This is a genomic window from Crocosphaera watsonii WH 8501 (genome assembly GCF_000167195.1).
GTDB classification, from domain to species: Bacteria; Cyanobacteriota; Cyanobacteriia; order Cyanobacteriales; family Microcystaceae; genus Crocosphaera; species Crocosphaera watsonii.
The window spans coordinates 645133-665583 of the sequence record NZ_AADV02000001.1; the positions used below are offsets into that span (position 1 = coordinate 645133).

20 protein-coding genes and 1 pseudogene are annotated in these 20451 nt (G+C 38.6%); 15 read left to right on the forward strand and 6 right to left on the reverse strand.

Annotated elements, in window-relative coordinates:
• Positions 1-9 precede the first annotated feature (9 nt).
• From CWATDRAFT_RS03195 to CWATDRAFT_RS03255, 13 genes and pseudogenes are all read left to right on the forward strand, one after another.
• The gene (locus CWATDRAFT_RS03195; protein WP_232286960.1) at positions 10-357 is read left to right on the forward strand and encodes a DUF4351 domain-containing protein; all 348 of its coding nucleotides are present in this window, start codon (positions 10-12) and stop codon (positions 355-357) included.
• Positions 358-512: 155 nt separating this feature from the next.
• Positions 513-3587 carry a thioester reductase domain-containing protein gene (locus tag CWATDRAFT_RS03200; RefSeq protein WP_007303634.1) on the forward strand — a complete coding sequence of 1025 codons (3075 nt, stop codon included), beginning with the start codon at positions 513-515 and terminating at the stop codon, positions 3585-3587.
• A gap of 314 nt (positions 3588-3901) precedes the next feature.
• Positions 3902-4786, forward strand: coding sequence for a class I SAM-dependent DNA methyltransferase (locus tag CWATDRAFT_RS03205; RefSeq protein ID WP_007303635.1), 885 nt, complete (start codon positions 3902-3904; stop codon positions 4784-4786).
• An 18-nt stretch (positions 4787-4804) separates the two neighbouring features.
• Positions 4805-6295, forward strand: coding sequence for an aminotransferase class III-fold pyridoxal phosphate-dependent enzyme (locus CWATDRAFT_RS03210; protein WP_007303636.1), 1491 nt, complete (start codon positions 4805-4807; stop codon positions 6293-6295).
• A gap of 57 nt (positions 6296-6352) precedes the next feature.
• Positions 6353-6652 carry a hypothetical protein gene (locus tag CWATDRAFT_RS03215; RefSeq protein WP_007303637.1) on the forward strand — a complete coding sequence of 100 codons (300 nt, stop codon included), beginning with the start codon at positions 6353-6355 and terminating at the stop codon, positions 6650-6652.
• A gap of 115 nt (positions 6653-6767) precedes the next feature.
• Positions 6768-6974, forward strand: a complete 207-nt coding sequence (locus CWATDRAFT_RS03220; RefSeq protein ID WP_007303638.1) for an MbtH family protein — start codon at positions 6768-6770, stop codon at positions 6972-6974.
• 152 nt (positions 6975-7126) lie between these two features.
• Positions 7127-7612, forward strand: coding sequence for a hypothetical protein (locus tag CWATDRAFT_RS03225; protein WP_007303639.1), 486 nt, complete (start codon positions 7127-7129; stop codon positions 7610-7612).
• 122 nt (positions 7613-7734) lie between these two features.
• Positions 7735-8307, forward strand: coding sequence for a hypothetical protein (locus tag CWATDRAFT_RS03230; RefSeq protein WP_007303640.1), 573 nt, complete (start codon positions 7735-7737; stop codon positions 8305-8307).
• 488 nt (positions 8308-8795) lie between these two features.
• Positions 8796-10034 carry a DUF4347 domain-containing protein gene (locus tag CWATDRAFT_RS31515; RefSeq protein ID WP_198138917.1) on the forward strand — a complete coding sequence of 413 codons (1239 nt, stop codon included), beginning with the start codon at positions 8796-8798 and terminating at the stop codon, positions 10032-10034.
• A 43-nt stretch (positions 10035-10077) separates the two neighbouring features.
• Positions 10078-10659: a helix-turn-helix domain-containing protein gene (locus CWATDRAFT_RS03240; RefSeq protein WP_007303370.1), complete on the forward strand. Its 582-nt coding sequence runs from the start codon at positions 10078-10080 to the stop codon at positions 10657-10659.
• 64 nt (positions 10660-10723) lie between these two features.
• Positions 10724-11365: pseudogene (locus CWATDRAFT_RS03245) on the forward strand (transposase).
• Between the two features lie 69 nt (positions 11366-11434).
• A complete protein-coding gene (locus CWATDRAFT_RS03250) occupies positions 11435-12601 on the forward strand; it encodes a cation:proton antiporter (RefSeq protein ID WP_007303643.1) in 1167 nt (388 codons plus the stop codon).
• Between the two features lie 117 nt (positions 12602-12718).
• Positions 12719-13597 (forward strand): formylglycine-generating enzyme family protein, encoded by an 879-nt coding sequence (locus CWATDRAFT_RS03255; RefSeq protein ID WP_007303644.1) that lies wholly within the window; start codon positions 12719-12721, stop codon positions 13595-13597.
• 69 nt (positions 13598-13666) lie between these two features.
• Here the strand turns inward: CWATDRAFT_RS03255 and CWATDRAFT_RS03260 are convergent, their stop codons facing one another.
• On the reverse strand, positions 13667-14272 hold the full coding sequence (locus CWATDRAFT_RS03260) for an IS607 family transposase (protein WP_007303645.1): 606 nt from the start codon (positions 14270-14272) through the stop codon (positions 13667-13669).
• A gap of 163 nt (positions 14273-14435) precedes the next feature.
• Between CWATDRAFT_RS03260 and CWATDRAFT_RS03265 the strand changes: the two genes are divergently transcribed.
• Both CWATDRAFT_RS03265 and CWATDRAFT_RS03270 read left to right on the forward strand, forming a co-directional pair.
• Positions 14436-14747: a carbon dioxide-concentrating mechanism protein CcmK gene (locus tag CWATDRAFT_RS03265; protein ID WP_042711155.1), complete on the forward strand. Its 312-nt coding sequence runs from the start codon at positions 14436-14438 to the stop codon at positions 14745-14747.
• 77 nt (positions 14748-14824) lie between these two features.
• Entirely contained in the window at positions 14825-15172 is a 348-nt protein-coding gene (locus CWATDRAFT_RS03270) for a carbon dioxide-concentrating mechanism protein CcmK (protein ID WP_007303647.1), read from the forward strand.
• 34 nt (positions 15173-15206) lie between these two features.
• Here the strand turns inward: CWATDRAFT_RS03270 and CWATDRAFT_RS03275 are convergent, their stop codons facing one another.
• The 5 genes from CWATDRAFT_RS03275 to CWATDRAFT_RS03295 all read right to left on the reverse strand — a co-directional run bounded on the left by CWATDRAFT_RS03275 (position 15207) and on the right by CWATDRAFT_RS03295 (position 20449).
• Positions 15207-15485 carry a hypothetical protein gene (locus CWATDRAFT_RS03275; RefSeq protein WP_007303648.1) on the reverse strand — a complete coding sequence of 93 codons (279 nt, stop codon included), beginning with the start codon at positions 15483-15485 and terminating at the stop codon, positions 15207-15209.
• 174 nt (positions 15486-15659) lie between these two features.
• Entirely contained in the window at positions 15660-16043 is a 384-nt protein-coding gene (locus CWATDRAFT_RS03280; RefSeq protein ID WP_007303649.1) for a DUF4346 domain-containing protein, read from the reverse strand.
• 46 nt (positions 16044-16089) lie between these two features.
• On the reverse strand, positions 16090-17454 hold the full coding sequence (gene gntT / locus CWATDRAFT_RS03285; RefSeq protein WP_007303650.1) for a guanitoxin biosynthesis MATE family efflux transporter GntT: 1365 nt from the start codon (positions 17452-17454) through the stop codon (positions 16090-16092).
• Between the two features lie 555 nt (positions 17455-18009).
• Positions 18010-19176, reverse strand: coding sequence for an HhoA/HhoB/HtrA family serine endopeptidase (locus CWATDRAFT_RS03290; RefSeq protein ID WP_007303651.1), 1167 nt, complete (start codon positions 19174-19176; stop codon positions 18010-18012).
• A gap of 22 nt (positions 19177-19198) precedes the next feature.
• Entirely contained in the window at positions 19199-20449 is a 1251-nt protein-coding gene (locus CWATDRAFT_RS03295; protein WP_007303652.1) for a glycosyltransferase family protein, read from the reverse strand.
• Positions 20450-20451: the final 2 nt, after the last annotated feature.

Genomic DNA, 20451 nt, shown 5'->3' on the forward strand with positions numbered 1-20451 from the left:
TCAAGAGAAATGGTGACTACAATAGTAATGTACAAATTTGATAAACTTAGTCAAACAGAGGTAGAAGAAATGTTAGGAATTACTCTTAAGGAAACACAAGTTTACCGAGAAATTAAGCAGGAAGGACGGGAAGAAGGACGGGAAGAAGGACGGGAGGAAGGACGGGAGGAAGGACGGGAAGAAGGGAAAAAATCGCTTCTTCTGAGACTACTAACAAGAAAGGTAGGAGAACTATCCTCAGAAGTACGTCAAAATATTGACAGTCTCTCCATTGAACAATTAGAAAACCTTGGTGAAGCACTACTTGATTTTAGTAGTATGGCAGATTTAGAAAATTGGCTAAAAACACATCAATAATAATTCTGTAAAGTAGGGGCTTAATATTATTAAGCCCAAAGTTATAATTAATAATTAGGCAAAATATTATTAAAAATTTATAATTAAAAATGGTAAAATAGAAAATTAAATTGTTAGTTTTCCTTATCTTTTGCTCTAAAAAAATATCCTTAATAATGATGAATACTCCTGTTTACCTGAAACCTAATGTTATCATTGAGCCGTTAATAAATCAGTGGTATGCTTGGTCATACTTGCTTTCTCCTGCTACTGCAGCCATGTATGTGGCAAAATCTCATCTAGAAATGATGGAATCATTCGTAGCTGCCCCTCAAGTCCATTATTCAGCATTGAAAAATCCTGCTATGATGGGGGGACCTTTTATTAACCACGATGTAAGTCGAGTAGGAGAAATTAAAGAGCTATTAGAAAGAACCAAAAAGCAACAAATACAGTTGATAAACTTAGCCCAAGCAATTGATAAATTAGAACAAATTTTGGCTGAAGAAGCAACAGGTTATTCTTTGGAACCTCTATATGAAAAAGTACCTGATCAATTAAAAGGCTATGTGGAATTAGTCTATGATTCTTCCAATAATCCCTCTATTCGTTTTATTGAAAGACTACTATATCACAGTCCTTATTATAACCATCAAAATCAAAGTCTTGCCCTCTCCTTAGAAAACCCCGATCGCCGTTCTTTTGTTCTCAGTACCCCTCGTTTACCTTCTGTGCAAAATTTGCACATCAATTTACCATTCAAAGCTAAAGAAATTGATGAATTATTAGCTATGCGTCACACGGCTCAACCTTATGCAAAAATTAAAAATATTTTACCTATTAAACCAGAGCAAAAAGTTATATTTTCGTCCCTTTTTACAGAAAAAATCCCGAAAATAACGCCAAAATATCAAGGTGATGGGGTAAGAATTCGTTATTTTGGTCACGCTTGTGTCTTAATTGAAACTGAAGATATTAGTATTCTTTGTGATCCCCTCATTAGCAATGAAAACCCCACAGGAATACCTCGTTATAGCTATGCAGACTTACCACCAAAGATTGATTATGCCCTGATTACCCATAATCATCAAGACCATGTGATGTTAGAAACCTTATTACAAATACGCCATAAAATAGGAACAGTGCTAGTTCCAAAAAATAATAAGGGACTATTAATTGATCCTTCCCTAAAACTCGCTTTAGAATATATCGGCTTTTCTAATGTCAAAGAAATAGATGAACTAGAAAACGTTGATATTCCTGGGGGACAAATAATCGGTTTACCCTTTTTAGGAGAACATGGAGACCTCAATATTGCAGCAAAAACCGCTTATTTAATACAAGTACAAGGACGTTCCATTTTATGTGCAGCAGATTCCAATAATATTGAACCAAGACTTTATGATCATTTACACAATTTATTCGGTAATTTAGACATTTTATTTATTGGTATGGAATGCGACGGCGCACCCTATACTTGGGCTTATAAACCGTTATTAACAAAACCAACCGCCAGAAAAATGGACCAAACACGGCGACTAGATGGCTCGAATGCTCAAAAAGCAATAAAACTGGTGGAACGGTTTTCCCCAAAACAAGTTTATGTTTATGCTATGGGGCAAGAACCCTGGTTGAAATATATTACCTCTCTCAACTACACAGAAAAATCTCGTCCTATTATTGAATCTAATCAATTGGTACAATACTGTCATAATCATAATATTATCAGTGAAAGATTATTCGGTCGTCAGGAAATATTTTTGCATTCAACAATCAGCACACAACATTCAGGAAACGATCCTGTTAACTCCTTAGAAAAAATGACAACAGAACAATTTCCAACCTCCCCCTTATTAATGGATACCGAACAAGAATCAACTCCAGAGAAATCAATCAATGAGTTTCTAACAGAATTAGATAATTTAGATATTAAACTACTGTTAGAAGGCGATCGCTTGCGTTGCAATGCCCCGAAGGGAGTGTTAACATCAGACATAAAAGAAGAACTAAAAACCCGTAAACCAGAGATTATTGCCTTTCTCACCCCAATAAAAACACAAGCTAACTTAGACGCTGAAGCGGTTCTTGACTCCACCATTGTCCCCCAAACCCCTGTAAAAATAGTTCCTGAACCTACTAACATCTTTTTAACAGGAGCAACGGGTTTCCTCGGAAACGCCTTACTCTACGACTTATTACAACAAACATCAGCGACTATTTACTGTTTAGTTAGAGACGAAAGCCCAGAAATAGCCCAAGAAAAACTTTATAATTCCTTAAAATTACATTACGGTTGGGATGATAGCTTTGCACCTCGTATTATTCCAGTGGTGGGAGACTTATCAAAACCCCTATTAGGACTTTCCCAACAACAGTTTCAGCAGATAGCAAAAGAAACCGATGTTATCTATCATAACGGGGCATGGGTTAATCATACTTCTCCCTATTCTCGTTTAAAATCTACCAATGTTTTAGGAACCCAAGAAGTATTAAGATTAGCTTGTGAAAAGACCACAAAACCCGTTCATTTTATTTCAACTATTTCGGTGTTTAACCCCAGTGATCTCTCTCAAAAACGAGTTATTAAAGAAAGCGATGAGTTAGATCCCCAAGAAGTTCCTTTAGGGGGTTACTCCCAAAGTAAATGGGTGGCCGAAAAATTGGTTACAATGGCAGGAGAAAGGGGTTTACCCGTCTCTATTTACAGAGTTGGCCCCATTTCTGGTCATAGTAACACAGGTCTTTTTAATCCCCATGATTTCCTCTATAAATTGATTATTGGTTATGTTCACTTAGGATCTGCCCCGGAAGGAGAAATGCTCCTAGATATTTTACCGGTGGACTATGTAGGTCATGTCATTGTTCATCTCTCGAAACAAGGAAAATCATTAGACAAAGCTTTTCATTTAATTCATTCTCAACCCGTTTCTTCCCATATCTTATTTGAAGAATTGGAGGAAATGGGTTACAAAGTTCAAAGAATTGCCTATGAGCAATGGTATAGCCAACTTCTGGAAGTCGCCAAAAACTCCCCCGATCATCCCTTGTATCCCTTAGTTCCTCTGTTTTCCCCTGCTCGCTCTGATGATGCTTCAGCGAAATCGTTCAATTTAAAATTTGACTGTTATAATACTTTACAGGGATTAATTAATAGTGGCATTGACTGTCCCCCAATTAATCGCCAGCTACTGAAAACTTACATATCCTATCTCTTTGAAAATGGTCTTTTAAAACCATTAAACAATGATTAGAAGGATTTTCAACTAGATATAGCAGTGAAGTTTCAGTTGTGAGAAAACCAAAACCAGGATCAAACACAGTGTTAACTGGGTTTATCTGTAGGCACATAATACTATTATGTCCTAATCCATTCTTGCTTCTCACATATAATTACTGACTGCTATAGATATAACAATGAGGTTTCAGTTGTGAGAAAACCAAAACCAGGATAAAACACAGTGTTAAATGGGTTTATTTGTAGGCACATAATACTATTATTTCCTATAGAAAACATAAGAACTCATTATTTTCTTTCTTTTTTTTCACTTTCCCTAATTCCCCAACCATGCTTACTGAAGACCGTTATACTGAATACGATACTTGGGCTTGGCTCTATAACCAAACAATGGGGCCTGAATACGGCAAAAATCAAGAAAAACCTCTAGAAATAATGTTATTGTCTCGTCTGGAAAAAGAGGCAAAACTCCTGGATCTTTGTTGTGGAACAGGTCATTTAACCCAGCAATTACTAGAAAAAGGCTATCAGGTCACAGGATTTGATGGTTCCGAAAAAATGTTAAATTATGCCAAGGGAAATGCTCCAAAAGGTAAATTTATGCTAGGAGATGCCCGAGAATTTCTCCTAGAAAATGAGTTTGATGGGGTAGTTTCCAGCAGTGCTTCTCTCAACCATATTTTGAGTCTAGAAGATTTAAAAAAGGTGTTTGAAAATGTTTATAGAGCATTGAACAATAATGGGTTATTCTTATTTGATATAAATCATCCAGAACAAATGGAAAAATGGTGGAAAGGGAAAATAGTTGAAGGAGAAATTGAGAGTAGATATGCTTGGATGCTAGTTCCCAGTTATGATCTAAAACAAAAGACAGGGGACTTTACTATTACTCTCTTTAAAGAGCCAGATAGTCTATACTTTTCTGTCGCATCTCTGATTAAACGACCTTTCAAAAAACTTTTATACAAAATTTTAAGCTCAAACAGATTTATAGGATTGCGAGTTAAATTATTAGCGAACTTTTCAGACTGGGAAAAAGATTGGCAGCGATCGCAAATGGTTTATAAGGTACGAGGACACCAGTTAGAGGAGATTAAAAATACTTTAATGTCAGTGGGTTTTGTCGATATTGAAATCAAAACTATTGACGGAAACGACAATGTAGACGGTAACCACTCCGCTTATTTCCTCTGTCGTAAACCGATGAAAGAATAAGTAAAAAGTAATTGAATCATGCAAGTAACTTCTAAAAATAAATCAGAAATTCAAGAACAAGCTCTCAACAATTTGGTTAAATCTCATAACCAAAAAACTGCTACATCAAAACATAAGGCGCAGCAAAATAGAGCCATTTTAGCCGATCGCAGTGCCTTGGGAGTTAAGTTTTCTCCCGAAATAAAAGAAATCTGTTATCCGATTATTATAGAACGTTCTCAAGGCTCAAAAATTTGGGATATTGATGGGAATGAATATATTGATATTTTAATGGGATTAGGGGTTAATTTATTAGGACATAACCCTCCTTTTATTAAAGAAGCGATCGCCCAACAACTGGAAAAAGGCATACAAGTTGGCTCTCAAACCATTTTAGCCGCCGAAGTTGCCCAGTTAGTCAAAGACTTGACTGGGATGGAGAGAGTAACCCTCAGTAACACGGGTACAGAAGCGATCATGGCAGCTATTCGTATCGCTAGAGCCGCAACTAAGCGCAAAAAAATTGCTCTATTTACCAACTCCTATCACGGCCACAGCGATCAAACTTTAGTCAGAGCTACCCTAGCAGAATATGCTAAAAAAGCCATAAATAGGAAAATATCTGAAAAAATAGGCGATAAAAGCTGGTTAAGCCAGTTGATGCGTCCCCTACAAAACCAACTGCAAAATAACCTTAACCCCAAAGCAGTGCCGGCCGCTCTTGGCATTCCCCCCAGTCAAGCCAAAGATGTTTTGGTGTTAGAATATGGCAACGATAAATCCCTAGATATTATCAAGGCTAACCGCAAACAACTAGCAGCAGTTCTGGTGGAACCCGTCCAAAGTCGTTGTCCCCAGGTGCAACCAGAAGCATTTATTAAAGAACTGCGACAAGTTACCCAAGAAGGAGGTATTGCCCTGATTTTTGATGAAATGGTCACAGGTTTCCGTATTCATCAAGGCGGCGCACAAGCATGGTTTGGCATAGATGCTGATATTGTTACCTATAGCAAGATCGCAGGGGGAGGTTTACCCCTATCCATTATTGCTGGAAAATCAACCTATTTAAACCGTATTGATGGAGGTATATGGAACTTTGGGGATGACTCATCACCCTCTGTTGAAACCACCTTTTTTGCAGGGACTTATTGTAAACATCCTCTTTCCCTAGCAGCGGCCAAAGCAACCTTAACCCATCTCAAAACAGAAGGAGCAACCCTTCAAGAAACACTTAACCAAAAGACTGCGAAAATGGTTGATTGTCTTAACTCCGATTTGGCATCTCAGGGATTAATGCTTAAATTTACTTGTTTTGGCTCGTTTTTTGCCTTAGACCTTTCGCAAAGTGTCATTTCACCCCTAGCACTCACTTTATTATCCTATTATTTACTTAGCCGAGGGATTCATTTACGACAAGGCGATCGCGGTGGCTTTTTATCCACATCTCATACTGATAACGATATTAATCTAATTATCCAAGCATTTAAAGATAGTATTAATGATTTACAAGCTGGAGGATTTTTAGAATAGTTTAATTATTTGTCGATGAAAAACTCTTAACGATTAGTATTAAGGAGATTGATTAAGATGGCAGTTATCGGAAAATATTGCAAAGCATATCCCTTAAAAAGTTTACGTCAGTACGAGCAATGGACTGAAGAACTAGAAAATGTCAGGGAAGAAACTCAAGAAATTGATGGAAAGCAGGTTCAAATCAAGCGAGATTTGAGTGAAGATGATTTTCTTTATTTACAAGAAAACTATATTGTTACTGATGGTATCTTTAAAGACGAAAATGTTATTTTTGCTCAAGTCACGGATGAGTGGAAAACATTTTGTCATGAGCGACTCCAATTTGAAAATCCCTTATCTGTTGAATCTGATTAACTAAAAAATCTTAATTGATTGCCCAATAAAAATAAATCTAGTATAATAGTTATGTTATGGTTAACGCCTAAAAATAATCTAGGAATATATACGGTCTAATCTATCAGAAAGAACAATGAAACAAGATGAGCGAGAAGATACAACAAACTATCGGGTTGTTGTTAATCATGAGGAACAGTATTCTATCTGGCCAGACTATCGAGATATTCCGGCCGGTTGGAGAGATACAGGAAAAAGTGGACAAAAAGAAGACTGTCTTGAGTATATAAAAGAAGTCTGGACAGATATGCGTCCCTTAAGTTTGCGAAAAAAGATGGAATAATATTTACCATAGAGACGTTGATGAAAATGAGAGTCTAGTTTTTGTCTTAAAAAATTGTTTATTCTAAATTGGTTTGTGGGGTGAAAACTAATATGTCTATTATTAGTACATTAATTCTTTTGAAACATAAAAGCTAATCGGTACACAAATCTATGACTCAAACTTATCCTAACCATTCACTGGACTTATTGTTTCCAGGGGACTTACCCATAGAGCAAGAACTTAATAATTCTGATCAAGAAAAATTGAGCCAAATAGTCACTAAATTTTTACAAGTATTCAAGCAACCATCATCTGAAAAAGAACTAATAATCCTGGAAGAGATATTAGTCTGTCTTCGCTCCATAGAAGTTGTTTACTGTGAAATTCCTTCAACACAATCCTATCTTGAGAACTGGGAAATTTTTGATTACGATCAGTATTTTAATGTCATGCGGATCAAAAGTTCTAAACAAGCATTCTCTTTGTTGAAAGGCATTGTTACTGCTTATCATTCAATTGTTTTAGTTGAATGTGAAAATAAACAACTAAACTCAACTCAGATAGAACTGCAAAAAAAAGGGTTTATCAGCTATGCAAAATTACTGATGAGGGTATGTGATTTACCTATTACTTCTCCAGATATGTCTCCAATATAGCGTTTCTCGCGCCTCCAAACTCCGAACTCCAAACACTAGAAAACTCTGTACCTCACAAGTATGAGAAGTGCTATATCTCTTTAATTACATTGCAAAAAATTTAGTATTGACCATAATAGCAAATGAAACAGCCTAAATCTCTAGAAACCTGGAAAGGATTCCACTGGTGCTTTTTTATTAATATCCAGGGTCTAATTATTTGTCTAAAACGCTTTGAAAAATATGTAATAGTTGAAGACATTACTAAAGCTAAAATTGAACTAGAAACAGCCACCGAATTAATTTTAGCTTCGGGAGCAGCTATGGAATTAGCAGGTACTTTTAACCGACAAGAGTACGAAGATAACGTGCGTCAAACCATGAAACCACCTAATGTTGAATCACAAAACTTTAGTGGTTTGATGTCTTGGGAACACGGAGCTTTAATACAGCTTTGGAAAAAACTTCGCCCTATTTTTAACAATTTACCATCTTCATTAAAACCAGAGTATGAAAATTTTATTAATGCTTATTGGGGTCTCGTAAATGCCCATAAACAAATCTGTAAAAAGTTTGGTGGTGAAGAATCAGGGAGCTTACGTTTTGGAAATACCAAAGCAGTTGATACCCTAGAAAAGTTTGCTCATGCAAGAGGAAAACTTATAGGCTCAACAGTTGCCGAAGATATGGAGCCAAAAGCAAAAAGTAGGGTTTAAATTTTTTCTGAATCTTCAAAATTACCGAATAATTATTAAAAAAATATTTTCAGTCTATTGCTTTACTTGACAGAAATTGGTAAAAAGTGTTATATTGTTGTCAGTGTTATAGTTCAGTCACAAATCAATGGTGCAGTTAATTTGTGCTAGTTGAATCCTAAATTTAACCAACAATATATATGAGTTCTTAACTCGTTGGATGAATTAATAATTACAGGATATAAAATATTGGAAAACCCGGTCGAATTTCCCACAGGAATTCGATTATTGTTGTTGTGCTTCAAGTCGATGTCTATGGTTAGCAAGCATTACATTTTGACATGAAATGTCATACTTGCATAATTAAAGAAGATTTGTTAAGGAAATCTTGCATAAATGCTCATTTTATGTTTATAAATCCCCGTAGCAAAGTTATCATGGAAAAGTATTCAACTCTTGAGAAGATTAAACCCTTATTAGCGACCAATTTGCCAAATAAACATACTAATATGCTAGAAAAGACCAGATTAGTCCTCATTGACGGTAATGTAGACCATCCTCAGCAACTCAAAGAAGGGGTTGCGCGAGGAACAAGCACCATTATTTTAGACCAAAATCAAGACGGTGTCGAACAAATCAGCAAAATTTTAGCTACTCACACCAATATTGATAGTGTTCACCTCGTTTCTCACGGTTGGTCCGGTGGACTGCAACTGGGAAACAGTGAACTAAGTCTTGATACTTTCGAGCAGTATCTAAGTCAAGTGGGAACTTGGGCTAAAAAGTTGACCGGGGCATCACTATTACTCTATGGTTGTCAGGTAGCTTTAGGAGAACAAGGCCGTCGCTTTCTGGAACGCTTACGCCAGGTTACAGGGGCTAACATTGCTGCTTCAAGCGATCGTGTTGGTAATGCCCTCAAAGGTGGAAATTGGCATCTAGATGTTAGTGTCGGGCAGATTGCAGAGGAATTAGCCTTTTTACCCCCAACTCAACAGGCTTATACTGGTGTCTTTGATCCCATAATCAGTATGATAGCCGATGAATTGGTGTTGGTTGAAGACGAACTCACTCAAACAACCCTTACTTTTACCTTGAGTGAACCCCCCCCAGATGGTGGTATTGAGGTTAGTATTGAGAACAATCAACCATTTGGTTTAGCTGACTTTCAATTAGCCCCTTTCCCTATTTCTCCAATTCCTCCCACCACTACTGGTATCGATCGTGGCCGCCTTGGTGGACCCGCTGGGAACCAGATCCTTCAATTCACCGTTATTGATCAAACTGCTACCATCACCATTGCTATTTTTGATGATCCAGATCGTACACCGGAAGGTAATATAACTGATCCCGACGGACCATTGCGCAATGATGATCAAGGGGTAGAAGACTCTATCTTTACCCTGCTTCCTGGGGCAGGATACGAAGTTGATGGCAGTGCTAATGTGGTCGCTCTAACCCTAGCAGATACCCGCTCTCAACTTGGACCCTCCGGGCCAATTGTTTCCCTCACAACCACCCCTGAGATTCTCTTTGAGTCAGAGGAAACTGTTTTAACCTTTAACTTTACCCTTAGCGAACCCCCACCAGAAGGAGGAGTTAGTGTTACCGTTACTGGGGATGTAGCTGAAAGTTTGACTCAGTTGGATTTGCTTGAGCTTGATACAGTGGGAGGTGATTTCCCCGTTGGTGATTTTGATTTTTCAGGTTTCGATTTTAATATTACTAGTGCAGCTTGGCGAAAGTAATCCACCAGATTTTTTACAGAAACTTTCGTGACTAGCCACGACAATGTGTTTCAATGAAACTAACGGAAGAATCTCGAAGTTGATGTCCATGATAAAAGCATTGCCAATTAACCTCTCCAACCTACAGAAAACAGTACTCCAACAAATAGTGAGAGGGACAACAAACCCCTATCGCCTTGTTAGACGAGCCAAGCTAATCTTAGCCGCAGCATCAGGAGAGAGCAATAGTTCGATTAGTCGAAGATTAGAATTAGACCGAGTACAAGTGCGTCAGTGGCGATCGCGATGGTTTGAGGAGAGAGAAAAACTGAGTGCCGCCGAAGAACAACAGGTAACGGAGAAAGCATTAATGGTCTTGATCAAAGGAATTTTAAGCGATCGCCCAAGACCTGGAACAACAAAATCCTTTACGGTCGAACAAGTAGTCCAGATTGTAGCGATCTCTTGTGAAGAATGTGAAAAATCAGACAGACCAGTGAGCCATTGGACACCTTCAGAGTTGGCGGATGAAGCCATAAAAAGAGGAATTGTCGAAAAGATTTCCCCCCGTAGTGTGGGGCGTTTTTTAAAAAGAAGCGACATTACAACCACATCTCGTTCGTTACTGGTTAAATGCCAAAATTGATGATCCCTTAAAATTTAAAAAGCAAGTCAAATATATCTGTGAACTTCATCAAGAAGCTAAAACTTTGTTAGAACAAGGAATTCATTTAATTAGTACAGATGAAATGACAGGGATTCAAGCTCTTGAGAGATTATTTCCGAACAAAAGAATCAAGCCTAAATAAGTAGAAAAAATCGAATTTGAATATGAAAGACACGGAACTTTAAGCTTGATTGCGAACTGGGATGTGGCAAGAGGAAAAATTGTTAGTTCCTCTATTGGACCGACAAGAACAGAACAAGATTTTTCTGAACATATCCAGAGAACGATTAAGATTGATGAAAAAGCAGAATGGATTTTTATTGTAGATCAACTCAACACTCATAAATCGGAAAGCTTAGTCAAATTAGTAGCAGAAAGCTGTGGAATTACTATTGATTTGGGGAGAAAAGGAAAGGAGGGGATTTTGCAATCTATGGACAGCAGAGCAGATTTTTTATCAGATGAATCTCATCGAATTCGCTTTGTTTATATTCCCAAACATACATCGTGGCTTAATCAAATTGAGTGTTGGTTTTCGATCTTAGTCAGGCGTTTACTCAAAAGAATTACTGTCCGTTCAACTGAAGAACTATCCCAAAAAATTCTCAATTTTATTGATTACTTTAATCAACATTTTGCTAAGCCGTTCGTTTGGAAATTTAAGGGCTTTAAAGATCATAAGTGACTGGTGGATTATTTTTGATAAGCTGCACTAGCCTTACCATCGGTACTGGGTAATTTAGTTGCAGGTGTAGTGATTGGGGTTTCAGGATTACATCTGGTGGTATTAGATGGAGGGGAAATTAATCCCTCTTTAAGCCATTTGATTGAGATCCTCTCCAACAGCACCCCAGAACAAGTTAAAGCCGTTTTTGAGGAACCCGTTCCCCTGATCATCGATGAATATTCCGAATTTGGGGTTGGGGTTTTATTATTCTTGATCGGTTTAGAATCTGACTTAAAAGAATTGCTCAAAGTGGGCTTTCAATCAGCCAGTGTGGCCATTGTAGGAGTAACCCTACCATTTGTTTTAGGATTTTTGGGACTAACTTATCTGTTTCACGTTCCCACCTTACCAGCATTATTTGCAGGGGCAGCCTTAACTGCCACCAGTATTGGTATTACAGCCAAAGTGATGCAGGATCTTGGGGTTCTCAAATCCAAGGAAGGTCAAATCATTTTAGGGGCAGCTATCCTCGATGATATTTTAGGCATTGTCATCCTGGCAGTGGTCATCAGTATTGTGGAAACAGGAGAAGTGGACGTGGTTAAAGCCCTGACACTAATCCTCATTGCGGCTGCGTTTATGATAGCTGCCATTGTCCTGAATCAGTTTTTCGGACCTTGGTTTGTTACTCAGTTAGAGAAATTAAAATCCCCCAACAGAGGGATGGGTTACTTTATTCTGTTTATTTTCCTCAGTTTTCTAGCAGGAGTTGTGGGTTTAGAACCGATTCTGGGAGCCTTTGCAGCAGGATTAATCTTAGGAGGAACCACAGCACGAGAACGCTTAGTTGAGGCTATTGAAGTCCTTTCTGTGGTATTCTCAACAGTGTTTTTTGTCTCCATTGGGGCCAAAACCGATCTCAGTGTTCTTAACCCTTCGGTTCCGGCTAATAGAGAAGGTTTGATCATAGCTGGTTTTTTGATTATTGTTGCCATTGTCGGTAAAGTATCTGCCGGGTTCTTTGCCTTTACCGATGAAAAAATTAACCGTCTTGGTATCGGGACTGGAATGATTCCCCGTGGAGAAGTTGGGTTAGTCTTTGCCGGGTTAGGTTCAGCAACAGGGGCGTTACCTCCCTCTATTGATGTAGCTATTGTTTTGATGGTTATTGCCACCACCTTTTTATCCCCTCCTTTATTAAGATTGGTGTTTGATACCTCTGAGTCCCCAAGCGAGTTAGTTCAATCGGACTAAATATGTAGGGTGGGCAATGGAGATAGAGGAGGAATTAAATCTATATTTTTTAAACCCATTGCCCACCAGCATTATCATCAAAATATTTTAGCTAAACTCCCTAATCTGATAATTTTCATGACGACTAAACTATCCTCTTATGAATTCGAGGTTGTCACAGTCAACCCCCAAGGCAAAATTATTCAACGAGAAAATAAAAAAACCTTATATTTTCTAGAAACATTAGAAGATGACTGTCATTTAGAGATGGTAGCCATTCCGCCGGGAACCTTTTATATGGGTTCTCTCAAGACGGAAGAAGGGTGTCTCCCCTCTCAAACCCCTCAACACCGAGTCACACTCAAACCCTTCTGGATGAGTAAATATCTCATTACCCAACAACAATGGAAAATAGTTGCTCAACTCCCCACCATTAAACAATCTCTTCTTGGGGACCCCGCTAATTTTTCTCACCCGAATCATCCCGTTGAAAAAGTATCTTGGTATGATGCTGTAGAATTTTGCGCTAGATTATCCCAACATAGTCAACGTTCTTATTATCTTCCGAGTGAAGCGCAATGGGAATACGCCTGTCGTGCTAATACCAACACCCCTTTTCATTTTGGGGAAACCATTACCACCGATCTAGCCAACTATTCAGGGATAAATTGGGAATATCAAGGAAAAATTTGCAGCCAAGGTGCTTATGGTCAAGGTTTATTGGGAGAAGATCGACGGGAAACTACTCCTGTGGGCTATTTTGCTGTGGCTAATGGTTTTGGACTCTATGATATGTACGGCAATGTACGAGAATGGTGTGATGATCTTTGGCATAGAAATTATCTGGGTTGTCCTGACGATGGCCAAACTTGGATCACCCATACCGATGAAGAAAGAAGAGTGCTTCGTGGAGGATCTTGGAATTGTTCTCCCCATAAATGTCGTTCCGCTTATCGGGGGAGACTTGATCCCTTAACTTCCCTTTATGATATTGGTTTTCGTATTGTTCACTATTAATAGGATAAAGGTAATTATTAATTATTAATTATTAATTGTTCATTATTAATTGCTGAAGCTCTGCATATTTTATATCTCCTGAGCAATCTCCCTTAATTGTTCGATAATCTTTTTATTCTTGTGACTTCTTGACCCATATGATCTAGCAGAAAATACAGTTATTATTTCTAAAACATCCTGCGCTAAATCCTCCTCATAACTTGAATCTTCTGTCCTATTAATAATAACAACTTCTGTGCCAAAATGCTCACACAAGCTAAATATTAATTCACCGCCAAATCTTAATAATCTATCTTTTTGAGTTAAGACTAAACGCTCTACTTTATTATCTACAATTAAACGAATTAGTTTTTGCAATCCCCGCTTATTATAATTCATCCCACTTCCTAAATCTTTGATAATTTCATATTGCCATCCTTGTTGAGCGCAGAATAATTCTAAGACTTCAATTTGACGCTCTAGGTCTTTTTTCTGGTCATGGGAACTGGTTCGAGCGTAACCAATGGTATAAGAAAGTTCTTTCTTTATCCCAAGAAGTTCTGACAGTTCATACCGCCGATGGCCATTGGCAGTTCTTTGAGGAATTAACTTTCCTTCGGCTTCCCATCGTCTGAGGGTACTTGTACTAACCCCTTTGAGTTTAGCTGCTTCAGAAATTGATAATAACTTGCTCATAATGCTATGATAGCTTATATTATGAGTAAGATTAAAGAGGTTTAGTTAAGTTTTGTGTAGCAGAACCCAAACCCCGTCGTTAACGACGGGGTCTGACAGCAGAATCCCTATCGTGATATGATTGGTGAGCAAGAAAAACCATGCTTTTCCCATTATTACCCTTATGCCTCAAGCCGTTGGTGTTATTCAAACCGTAGGATTTCCCGCAGTTTTAGCCGCCGCAGATGCAATGGTTAAAGGGGGAACGGTGACAATTGTGTATTTTGATAAAGCTGAACGTGGAGAATTTTTAGTGGCAATTCGTGGCCCCGTTTCTGAGGTGAAAAATTCTATGGAAGCAGGAAAAGAAGCGGCTGAAAAATCCTACAACGGTAAAGTAGCTAGTCATTACATTGTCCCTAACCCACCAGAAAATCTGCTCTCAGTTCTGCCCTTAGATTTTACAGAAGCAGTGGAACAATTTCGCGTTTCATAAAGGGACTGTCCCCTTTAACCATAAAATTATTCCTATTGTTAAGCATCCCATCAATGATTATTTAGGAGACTTAAATTATGACTCAAAAAGCAGTTGGATCGATCGAATCAAAAGGTTTTCCCGGAATTTTAGCCGCTGCCGATGCTATGGTTAAAGCCGGAAGAATTACCATCGTCGGCTATATTCGCGCAGGGAGCGCGCGTTTTACTCTCAACATTCGGGGAGACGTTCAAGAGGTTAAAGTCGCTATAGCAGCGGGAATTGATGCCATTGAAAGGACTGAAGGAGCTACCCTGGAAACTTGGGTAATCATCCCCCGTCCCCATGAGAATGTGGTTGGAGTTTTGCCGATCGATTATAGCGATCAGGTTGAACAATTCCGTCAAGCGGCTGAAGGGATTGCCCTTCCGGCTGTTAGTTCTTAAGTCTTTTTAATGGGGGCTATTTTGCCCCCTTCGGTTAACAATATAATCTGTCTTCAAAGAAGTCTTCGCAACATACCTGAGTTATGCCTTTTAGCCCTAATTCCTCTAAATGACTCATCCATGCTTCTGGCGTATCCTCAACGGGTAAAAGACCTAAAACCCTGGCTACATCAGCAACCCAAGGAACTGTTGAGATGCAATAACCTTGCCAGTGAACTTCTAGGGATAACCAATCTGGAACTTGATGGGCATCAAACTGGGTAGATGCTCGATAATCTGCTTGAAAACAGTAAATTTTACCTGTTTTGCTCATAGTTTAAGGAAAATAAAACAAACTGTCAATTGACGAGAGACTGAAATTATTAACGCCTCGTTTACTGATTATGGGATAACACATTTATCACTCAAAAATCAGCGATCGTGTCATCAAAAAAACACAAAGTCAGGGAAAACTGAGAAAACTAGGTTAAACCATCAATAATATATATCAATCTTGTATATATTCTGTTCCTTGGATTAACGCTATTTCTGCCCGCATGAATTCTCTTCCTAAATAAGCGGCATGATCTAACATTGTGATAGCACAATTAGGATTTTCTTCTATCACTTTGACACACAATTCTTTAGCACTACGTCCTGTAAAAAGGGTTTCTTCTGTACGATTTTTTTGACCTCTTGCTGCAATAACTTCCCCTGTTTCTGGATCAACTGCTAATCCTTTTTCATTAATAATATTGGTAAAGTATTTAGTACAGATGAGACTATTTTCTCTGTCGATATAAATAATAAAGTACCCCCCTGGATCAAGAGCTATGGGACGTTTTGAGAGTTTATTATCTAGTTTTTTAATGTTCTTTGCTAAGTCATTCATAAATTTGTCTGCAATCAATTCTTAATCAATAACGGGTAATGGACAATTAATTATCTAAAGTTTTGGGAACCTTTAATCCTAACAAAACAACTCTAGCGACCATAAATAAGGATAAAGCTAACCATAATAGGTTGCTATTATTGTAATGCCAAGCAATAGTAGCAACAGGTACAAAACCAACGAAAGTTGCTCCTAGTGCTGTATTTCTTAGCATAACACCTTCTGCTAACCCGATAAAGTAACCATCTAAAATAAAGGCAATTGAACCAAAACTAAGAACAGGTAACAACCAGATAACATGAGCATTTAAGGAAGGAAAAATCTCTTGGTGATTTGTCAATAGTCCGAATAAAGTTTGTGGAAATAAAATTATGATAGAAACTGCTCCTAAGGCAAATATGAAACCGAGAATTCCTGAGAATTTAAGCAAGGGGATTAATTGTTTTTTCGTTCCTTGTCCTTTAAAATTACCTGCTAAAGATTCTGTTGCAAAAGCTACTCCATCGATAAAATAAACCACTAGAGAAAATATCTGCAATAAAACAGAATTCTCCGCTAAAGTTAGTGTTCCCATAGCAGAACTAATATTAGTAAAGAAGGAAAAAGCAGAGAGGAAAATTAAAGTACGGATAAACAAATCACGGTTGAGCATTAAGTTATCTTTCCATTGCTCTAATGAAATTCTTTTGGTAATCTGTTTAACATCTTGCCAATTAATATCTTTTACGACTAATAATAATCCAATTAAACACATAAGAATCTGACTTAAAGAAGTTGCTAAACCTGCACCTCCACTTTCTAAACCCCAACGAATAATTAATAAATAATCTAAGATAACATTAGCACCGTTACCAATAAGAGAAAGCCATAAAACTTTACCACTTTGTTCCTTTCCCAAAAACCAACCAATTAAGACAAAATTAAGTAAAACAGCCGGCGCGCCTATAATACGAGTATCATAATAAGCTTGTGCGGAAACTTTTACCAAAGGTGCTGCACTAACTAAACTAAACCCAATCCATCTTAAGGGATACTGTAATATTAAAATAATTAACCCTAAACTTAAGGCTAACAAGCCATTTTTAAGTAAGACTAATAACACTTCTTGGGAGTCCTTTCTTCCCATTCCTTGGGCAGTAATTCCTGTTGTGGAAGTACGAAGAAATCCCAAGGCACGATAAAGATAATTAAAAATAATAGTAGCTAAGGTGACTCCAGCTAAATGATGAATATCTTTTAAATGCCCCAAAAATGTAATACTAAGTAACCCAGCAATGGGAACCATTAAATTAGATAAAATATTAATAGACGCTAACCGCAGAAAACGCCAGGAAAAAGAAGGTAAATTGAAAAATTCTAAAAAACGATTTTTATAGGTTTCTAGATGAACTCTTTTAAAAGAAGATTCCATTATATTTAATCTAAGTAAAACTAATTTAAGCTTTTATTTATCATTATTATATTAACATTAAGTAGGGGTCAACAACCGTTGACCCCTAAATCAAAAGTATTAACTAAGTGACACTCCTCCCGACGCTGATCCAGTGGGTACAGCGGGGAACCTCTCTACCTCACGACAGGACGTTACTGTTTCATCGGTCTTTTCTAGATACACAAATGTTGCCATTCACATATCCCCGTCCAGATACCTCCACAGTCAGCACAACCGACTATCCATCGGCTGCAATGTATCGAGTTTTTATCCAGAAATATTTTTCTACCCGTTTCTAGCTTCTGAGCATTGTTGATTGTCTGGGGCAATCTAGGGACGCATATCTCCACTAGCTAGAGCGATGGGGTTCGCCCTTTAAATTTTGAGCCTGTTTCGGTGGTGTCGGTTAGACTGCCTTTATTGTATTGTTGACTTACTTTCTTGTCAATGATTGGGGCATCGAACCCCAATCATTGACCCGCCTATCATCCCGACACTGACCTACGGTACAGTGCGGGGCTTCTCGGCGGTAAGCTAAGATACTCCTTGTAATTGCTCTGTTTTCACTGTCAACTCTAACAAGCGATCGCCTCGATACAATTTGACCCGTAAACTGGCATTAATCCCAGATTTTTCGACAATTTTTTGTAAATCGGTGCCATCCTGCACTGGTTGTCCATTAACAGCCACGATCACATCTCCACGGCGTAATCTAGCCCTTTCTGCTGGACTATTGGGAACCACTTGCACCACTAAGATCCCATCCACCTCGGGAACGATAATGGGAGAATTAGGGTTATCGTTGTTTTCCCTGGCTATTTCAGAGGTTAAATTAATCATTTGCACCCCAATATAAGGATGAGGTACTTTTTGTCCAGAAGCCAGAGTTTTTTCTAGGGTTTTGGCCTTATTGATGGGAATAGCAAAACCAATACCCATCGCATCGGCACGAATAGCGGTATTAATACCGATCACCTCTCCCTGACTATTCAACAAAGGCCCCCCAGAGTTACCTGGGTTAATAGCTGCATCGGTTTGGATAAAGTCGAGACGCTTATCAGGGATACCGGCTTTTGCGGCTGAACGACCAATGGTACTAATAATACCCAAAGTTACGGTATTATCTAAACCCACAGGGTTCCCCACAGCGATGGCCCAATCACCCACTTTGAGACTGTTAGAGTCCCCCAAAGGTGCTACAGGTAAAGTATTTCCTTGGGGTTTAATTCTCACCACCGCTAAATCTGTTATTTCATCGGTTCCTCTGACTTCTCCGTTAAAAGTTCGGCCATCTTTGAGGGTAACGGTTACCTTATCGGCACCATTAACCACATGAGCATTGGTCAAAATAATACCATCACCATCAATAATAAAACCGGAACCCTGGCCATTAATCCTTTGTTCTCGGGGTGGCCGCAACTGTTGACCAAAGAAGTCGCGGAAAAACGGATCATCAAAAAAAGGGTCTACCTGTCGAGTAACCACTGTTTCTGTGTCGATACGAACCACCGCAGGACCCGTTCGAGTAACTGCGGCCGCCACAAAACTATCAGCCGTGATCTGTGCTGGTGTTTGGGCTAAGTACCCTATGGGACTTGCTTGGGACGAGAGAACGTCAAACCCCCCAAAACCAAGAATCATACTGAAAACAATTGTTATAGTGCCACTGGCGACTAAACTTAGCCATTTTCTCAAGTTCATAACCCTTTAAAGCTTGGAATTGTTAATTATTATGAGACAACTGTTCATGAACAATTTTAGCAATTTTCTGTGCCGCCCCTGGTTTTCCTCTAACTTCTAATAAGCGATAATGAATTTTATTTAACTCTGAGGGATTATCTAACCAATCTAACACCAAGTCTGCTACCTTCTCCCCTTGTAATTCTCCCCTTAATTCTGGAACAATTTCTTCTTTGGCCCAGATATTAGGCCAAGCAAATAAACGGCCCGTTTTTACCACTCTGGCATTAATTAATTTAGCTAACTGACTACCCACAAAGGGTAAATTTGCTAAAATCCCAGGTATCCCGTCCCAAGTTCGCATAGCATCCAGTTGTTGTGTTGGCAACAGCACAATCATAGGAATACCTAAAGCACCTAACTCAGCCGTATTTGCTCCTACCGTAGTCAAGGTTAAACAACATTGCTGCAGGATTTCATGTGCCGGAAATTGACTAATTAGTTCGACGTTTAACCCTGTTTTTGTTTGTAAATAATATTTTCCATTTTCTTTTTTTAGTTCCCCACTAACACCCCCCATTTTCATCACAAAAGGATTATATTTAGGGTCAGCAAACCGAACTAATGTCTCTATATTTATAGTGGGTGCGATGGGTAGGATAAAACGAGTTTGGGGTTTCCGTTGATAAATATGTTCAGCAATGGACAAGCAGAGGGGAACCCCTTGGGTTAATTTTCCGGTCTTGGAGCCAGGTAAAATTCCTATGACTGGATTAGTAGCCATTTCCATGAAATTCAAGGATATTGGGGAAAAATCCGCCATTAAATCCCCAACAACCGCCAATTTATGCCGATAAGCTCCGGGGATAGATTCGATGACCCTTTGATTCATCACAGCAAAATAGTCTAACCAACGATACCATCTCGCTTCCCATTCAGCATAAATCACTGTACGGTATCCCAAACGTTTGCCAATCATCAGAGCATAAAACTGATCCCCCCCTAAAAATAAAACCACCCCTTGCTCTCGCCAATTCCAGTCATCTCGAGTTTTTCCCCCCACAAGAAAAGAAAAAAACTGCTCACTGGACTGGACTCGATCTACTTCAGGATAACGACTGGCGATAGTAGCTTCTTGACCTGTACTATGGGGGCAAGGGGATAACATGACTGAAATTCTCGTTTGCTGGGGATCAGTTCCCAATTCTGTCCTTAACGCCTTAACCACAGGTCGAACCCAGGTAGTAATTTCTCCTGGTCCGTTGGAAAGAATGAGAATGTCAACGGGTTTCATCG

Coding starts and splice junctions, on each gene's coding strand:
- CWATDRAFT_RS03195 (WP_232286960.1), top strand. CDS start 10: ATGGTGACTACAATAGTAATGTACAAATTTGATAAACTTAGTCAAACA.
- CWATDRAFT_RS03200 (WP_007303634.1), top strand. CDS start 513: ATGATGAATACTCCTGTTTACCTGAAACCTAATGTTATCATTGAGCCG.
- CWATDRAFT_RS03205 (WP_007303635.1), top strand. CDS start 3,902: ATGCTTACTGAAGACCGTTATACTGAATACGATACTTGGGCTTGGCTC.
- CWATDRAFT_RS03210 (WP_007303636.1), top strand. CDS start 4,805: ATGCAAGTAACTTCTAAAAATAAATCAGAAATTCAAGAACAAGCTCTC.
- CWATDRAFT_RS03215 (WP_007303637.1), top strand. CDS start 6,353: ATGGCAGTTATCGGAAAATATTGCAAAGCATATCCCTTAAAAAGTTTA.
- CWATDRAFT_RS03220 (WP_007303638.1), top strand. CDS start 6,768: ATGAAACAAGATGAGCGAGAAGATACAACAAACTATCGGGTTGTTGTT.
- CWATDRAFT_RS03225 (WP_007303639.1), top strand. CDS start 7,127: ATGACTCAAACTTATCCTAACCATTCACTGGACTTATTGTTTCCAGGG.
- CWATDRAFT_RS03230 (WP_007303640.1), top strand. CDS start 7,735: ATGAAACAGCCTAAATCTCTAGAAACCTGGAAAGGATTCCACTGGTGC.
- CWATDRAFT_RS31515 (WP_198138917.1), top strand. CDS start 8,796: ATGCTAGAAAAGACCAGATTAGTCCTCATTGACGGTAATGTAGACCAT.
- CWATDRAFT_RS03240 (WP_007303370.1), top strand. CDS start 10,078: ATGTGTTTCAATGAAACTAACGGAAGAATCTCGAAGTTGATGTCCATG.
- CWATDRAFT_RS03255 (WP_007303644.1), top strand. CDS start 12,719: ATGACGACTAAACTATCCTCTTATGAATTCGAGGTTGTCACAGTCAAC.
- CWATDRAFT_RS03260 (WP_007303645.1), bottom strand. CDS start 14,272: ATGAGCAAGTTATTATCAATTTCTGAAGCAGCTAAACTCAAAGGGGTT.
- CWATDRAFT_RS03265 (WP_042711155.1), top strand. CDS start 14,436: ATGCCTCAAGCCGTTGGTGTTATTCAAACCGTAGGATTTCCCGCAGTT.
- CWATDRAFT_RS03270 (WP_007303647.1), top strand. CDS start 14,825: ATGACTCAAAAAGCAGTTGGATCGATCGAATCAAAAGGTTTTCCCGGA.
- CWATDRAFT_RS03275 (WP_007303648.1), bottom strand. CDS start 15,485: ATGAGCAAAACAGGTAAAATTTACTGTTTTCAAGCAGATTATCGAGCA.
- CWATDRAFT_RS03280 (WP_007303649.1), bottom strand. CDS start 16,043: ATGAATGACTTAGCAAAGAACATTAAAAAACTAGATAATAAACTCTCA.
- gntT (WP_007303650.1), bottom strand. CDS start 17,454: ATGGAATCTTCTTTTAAAAGAGTTCATCTAGAAACCTATAAAAATCGT.
- CWATDRAFT_RS03290 (WP_007303651.1), bottom strand. CDS start 19,176: ATGAACTTGAGAAAATGGCTAAGTTTAGTCGCCAGTGGCACTATAACA.
- CWATDRAFT_RS03295 (WP_007303652.1), bottom strand. CDS start 20,449: ATGAAACCCGTTGACATTCTCATTCTTTCCAACGGACCAGGAGAAATT.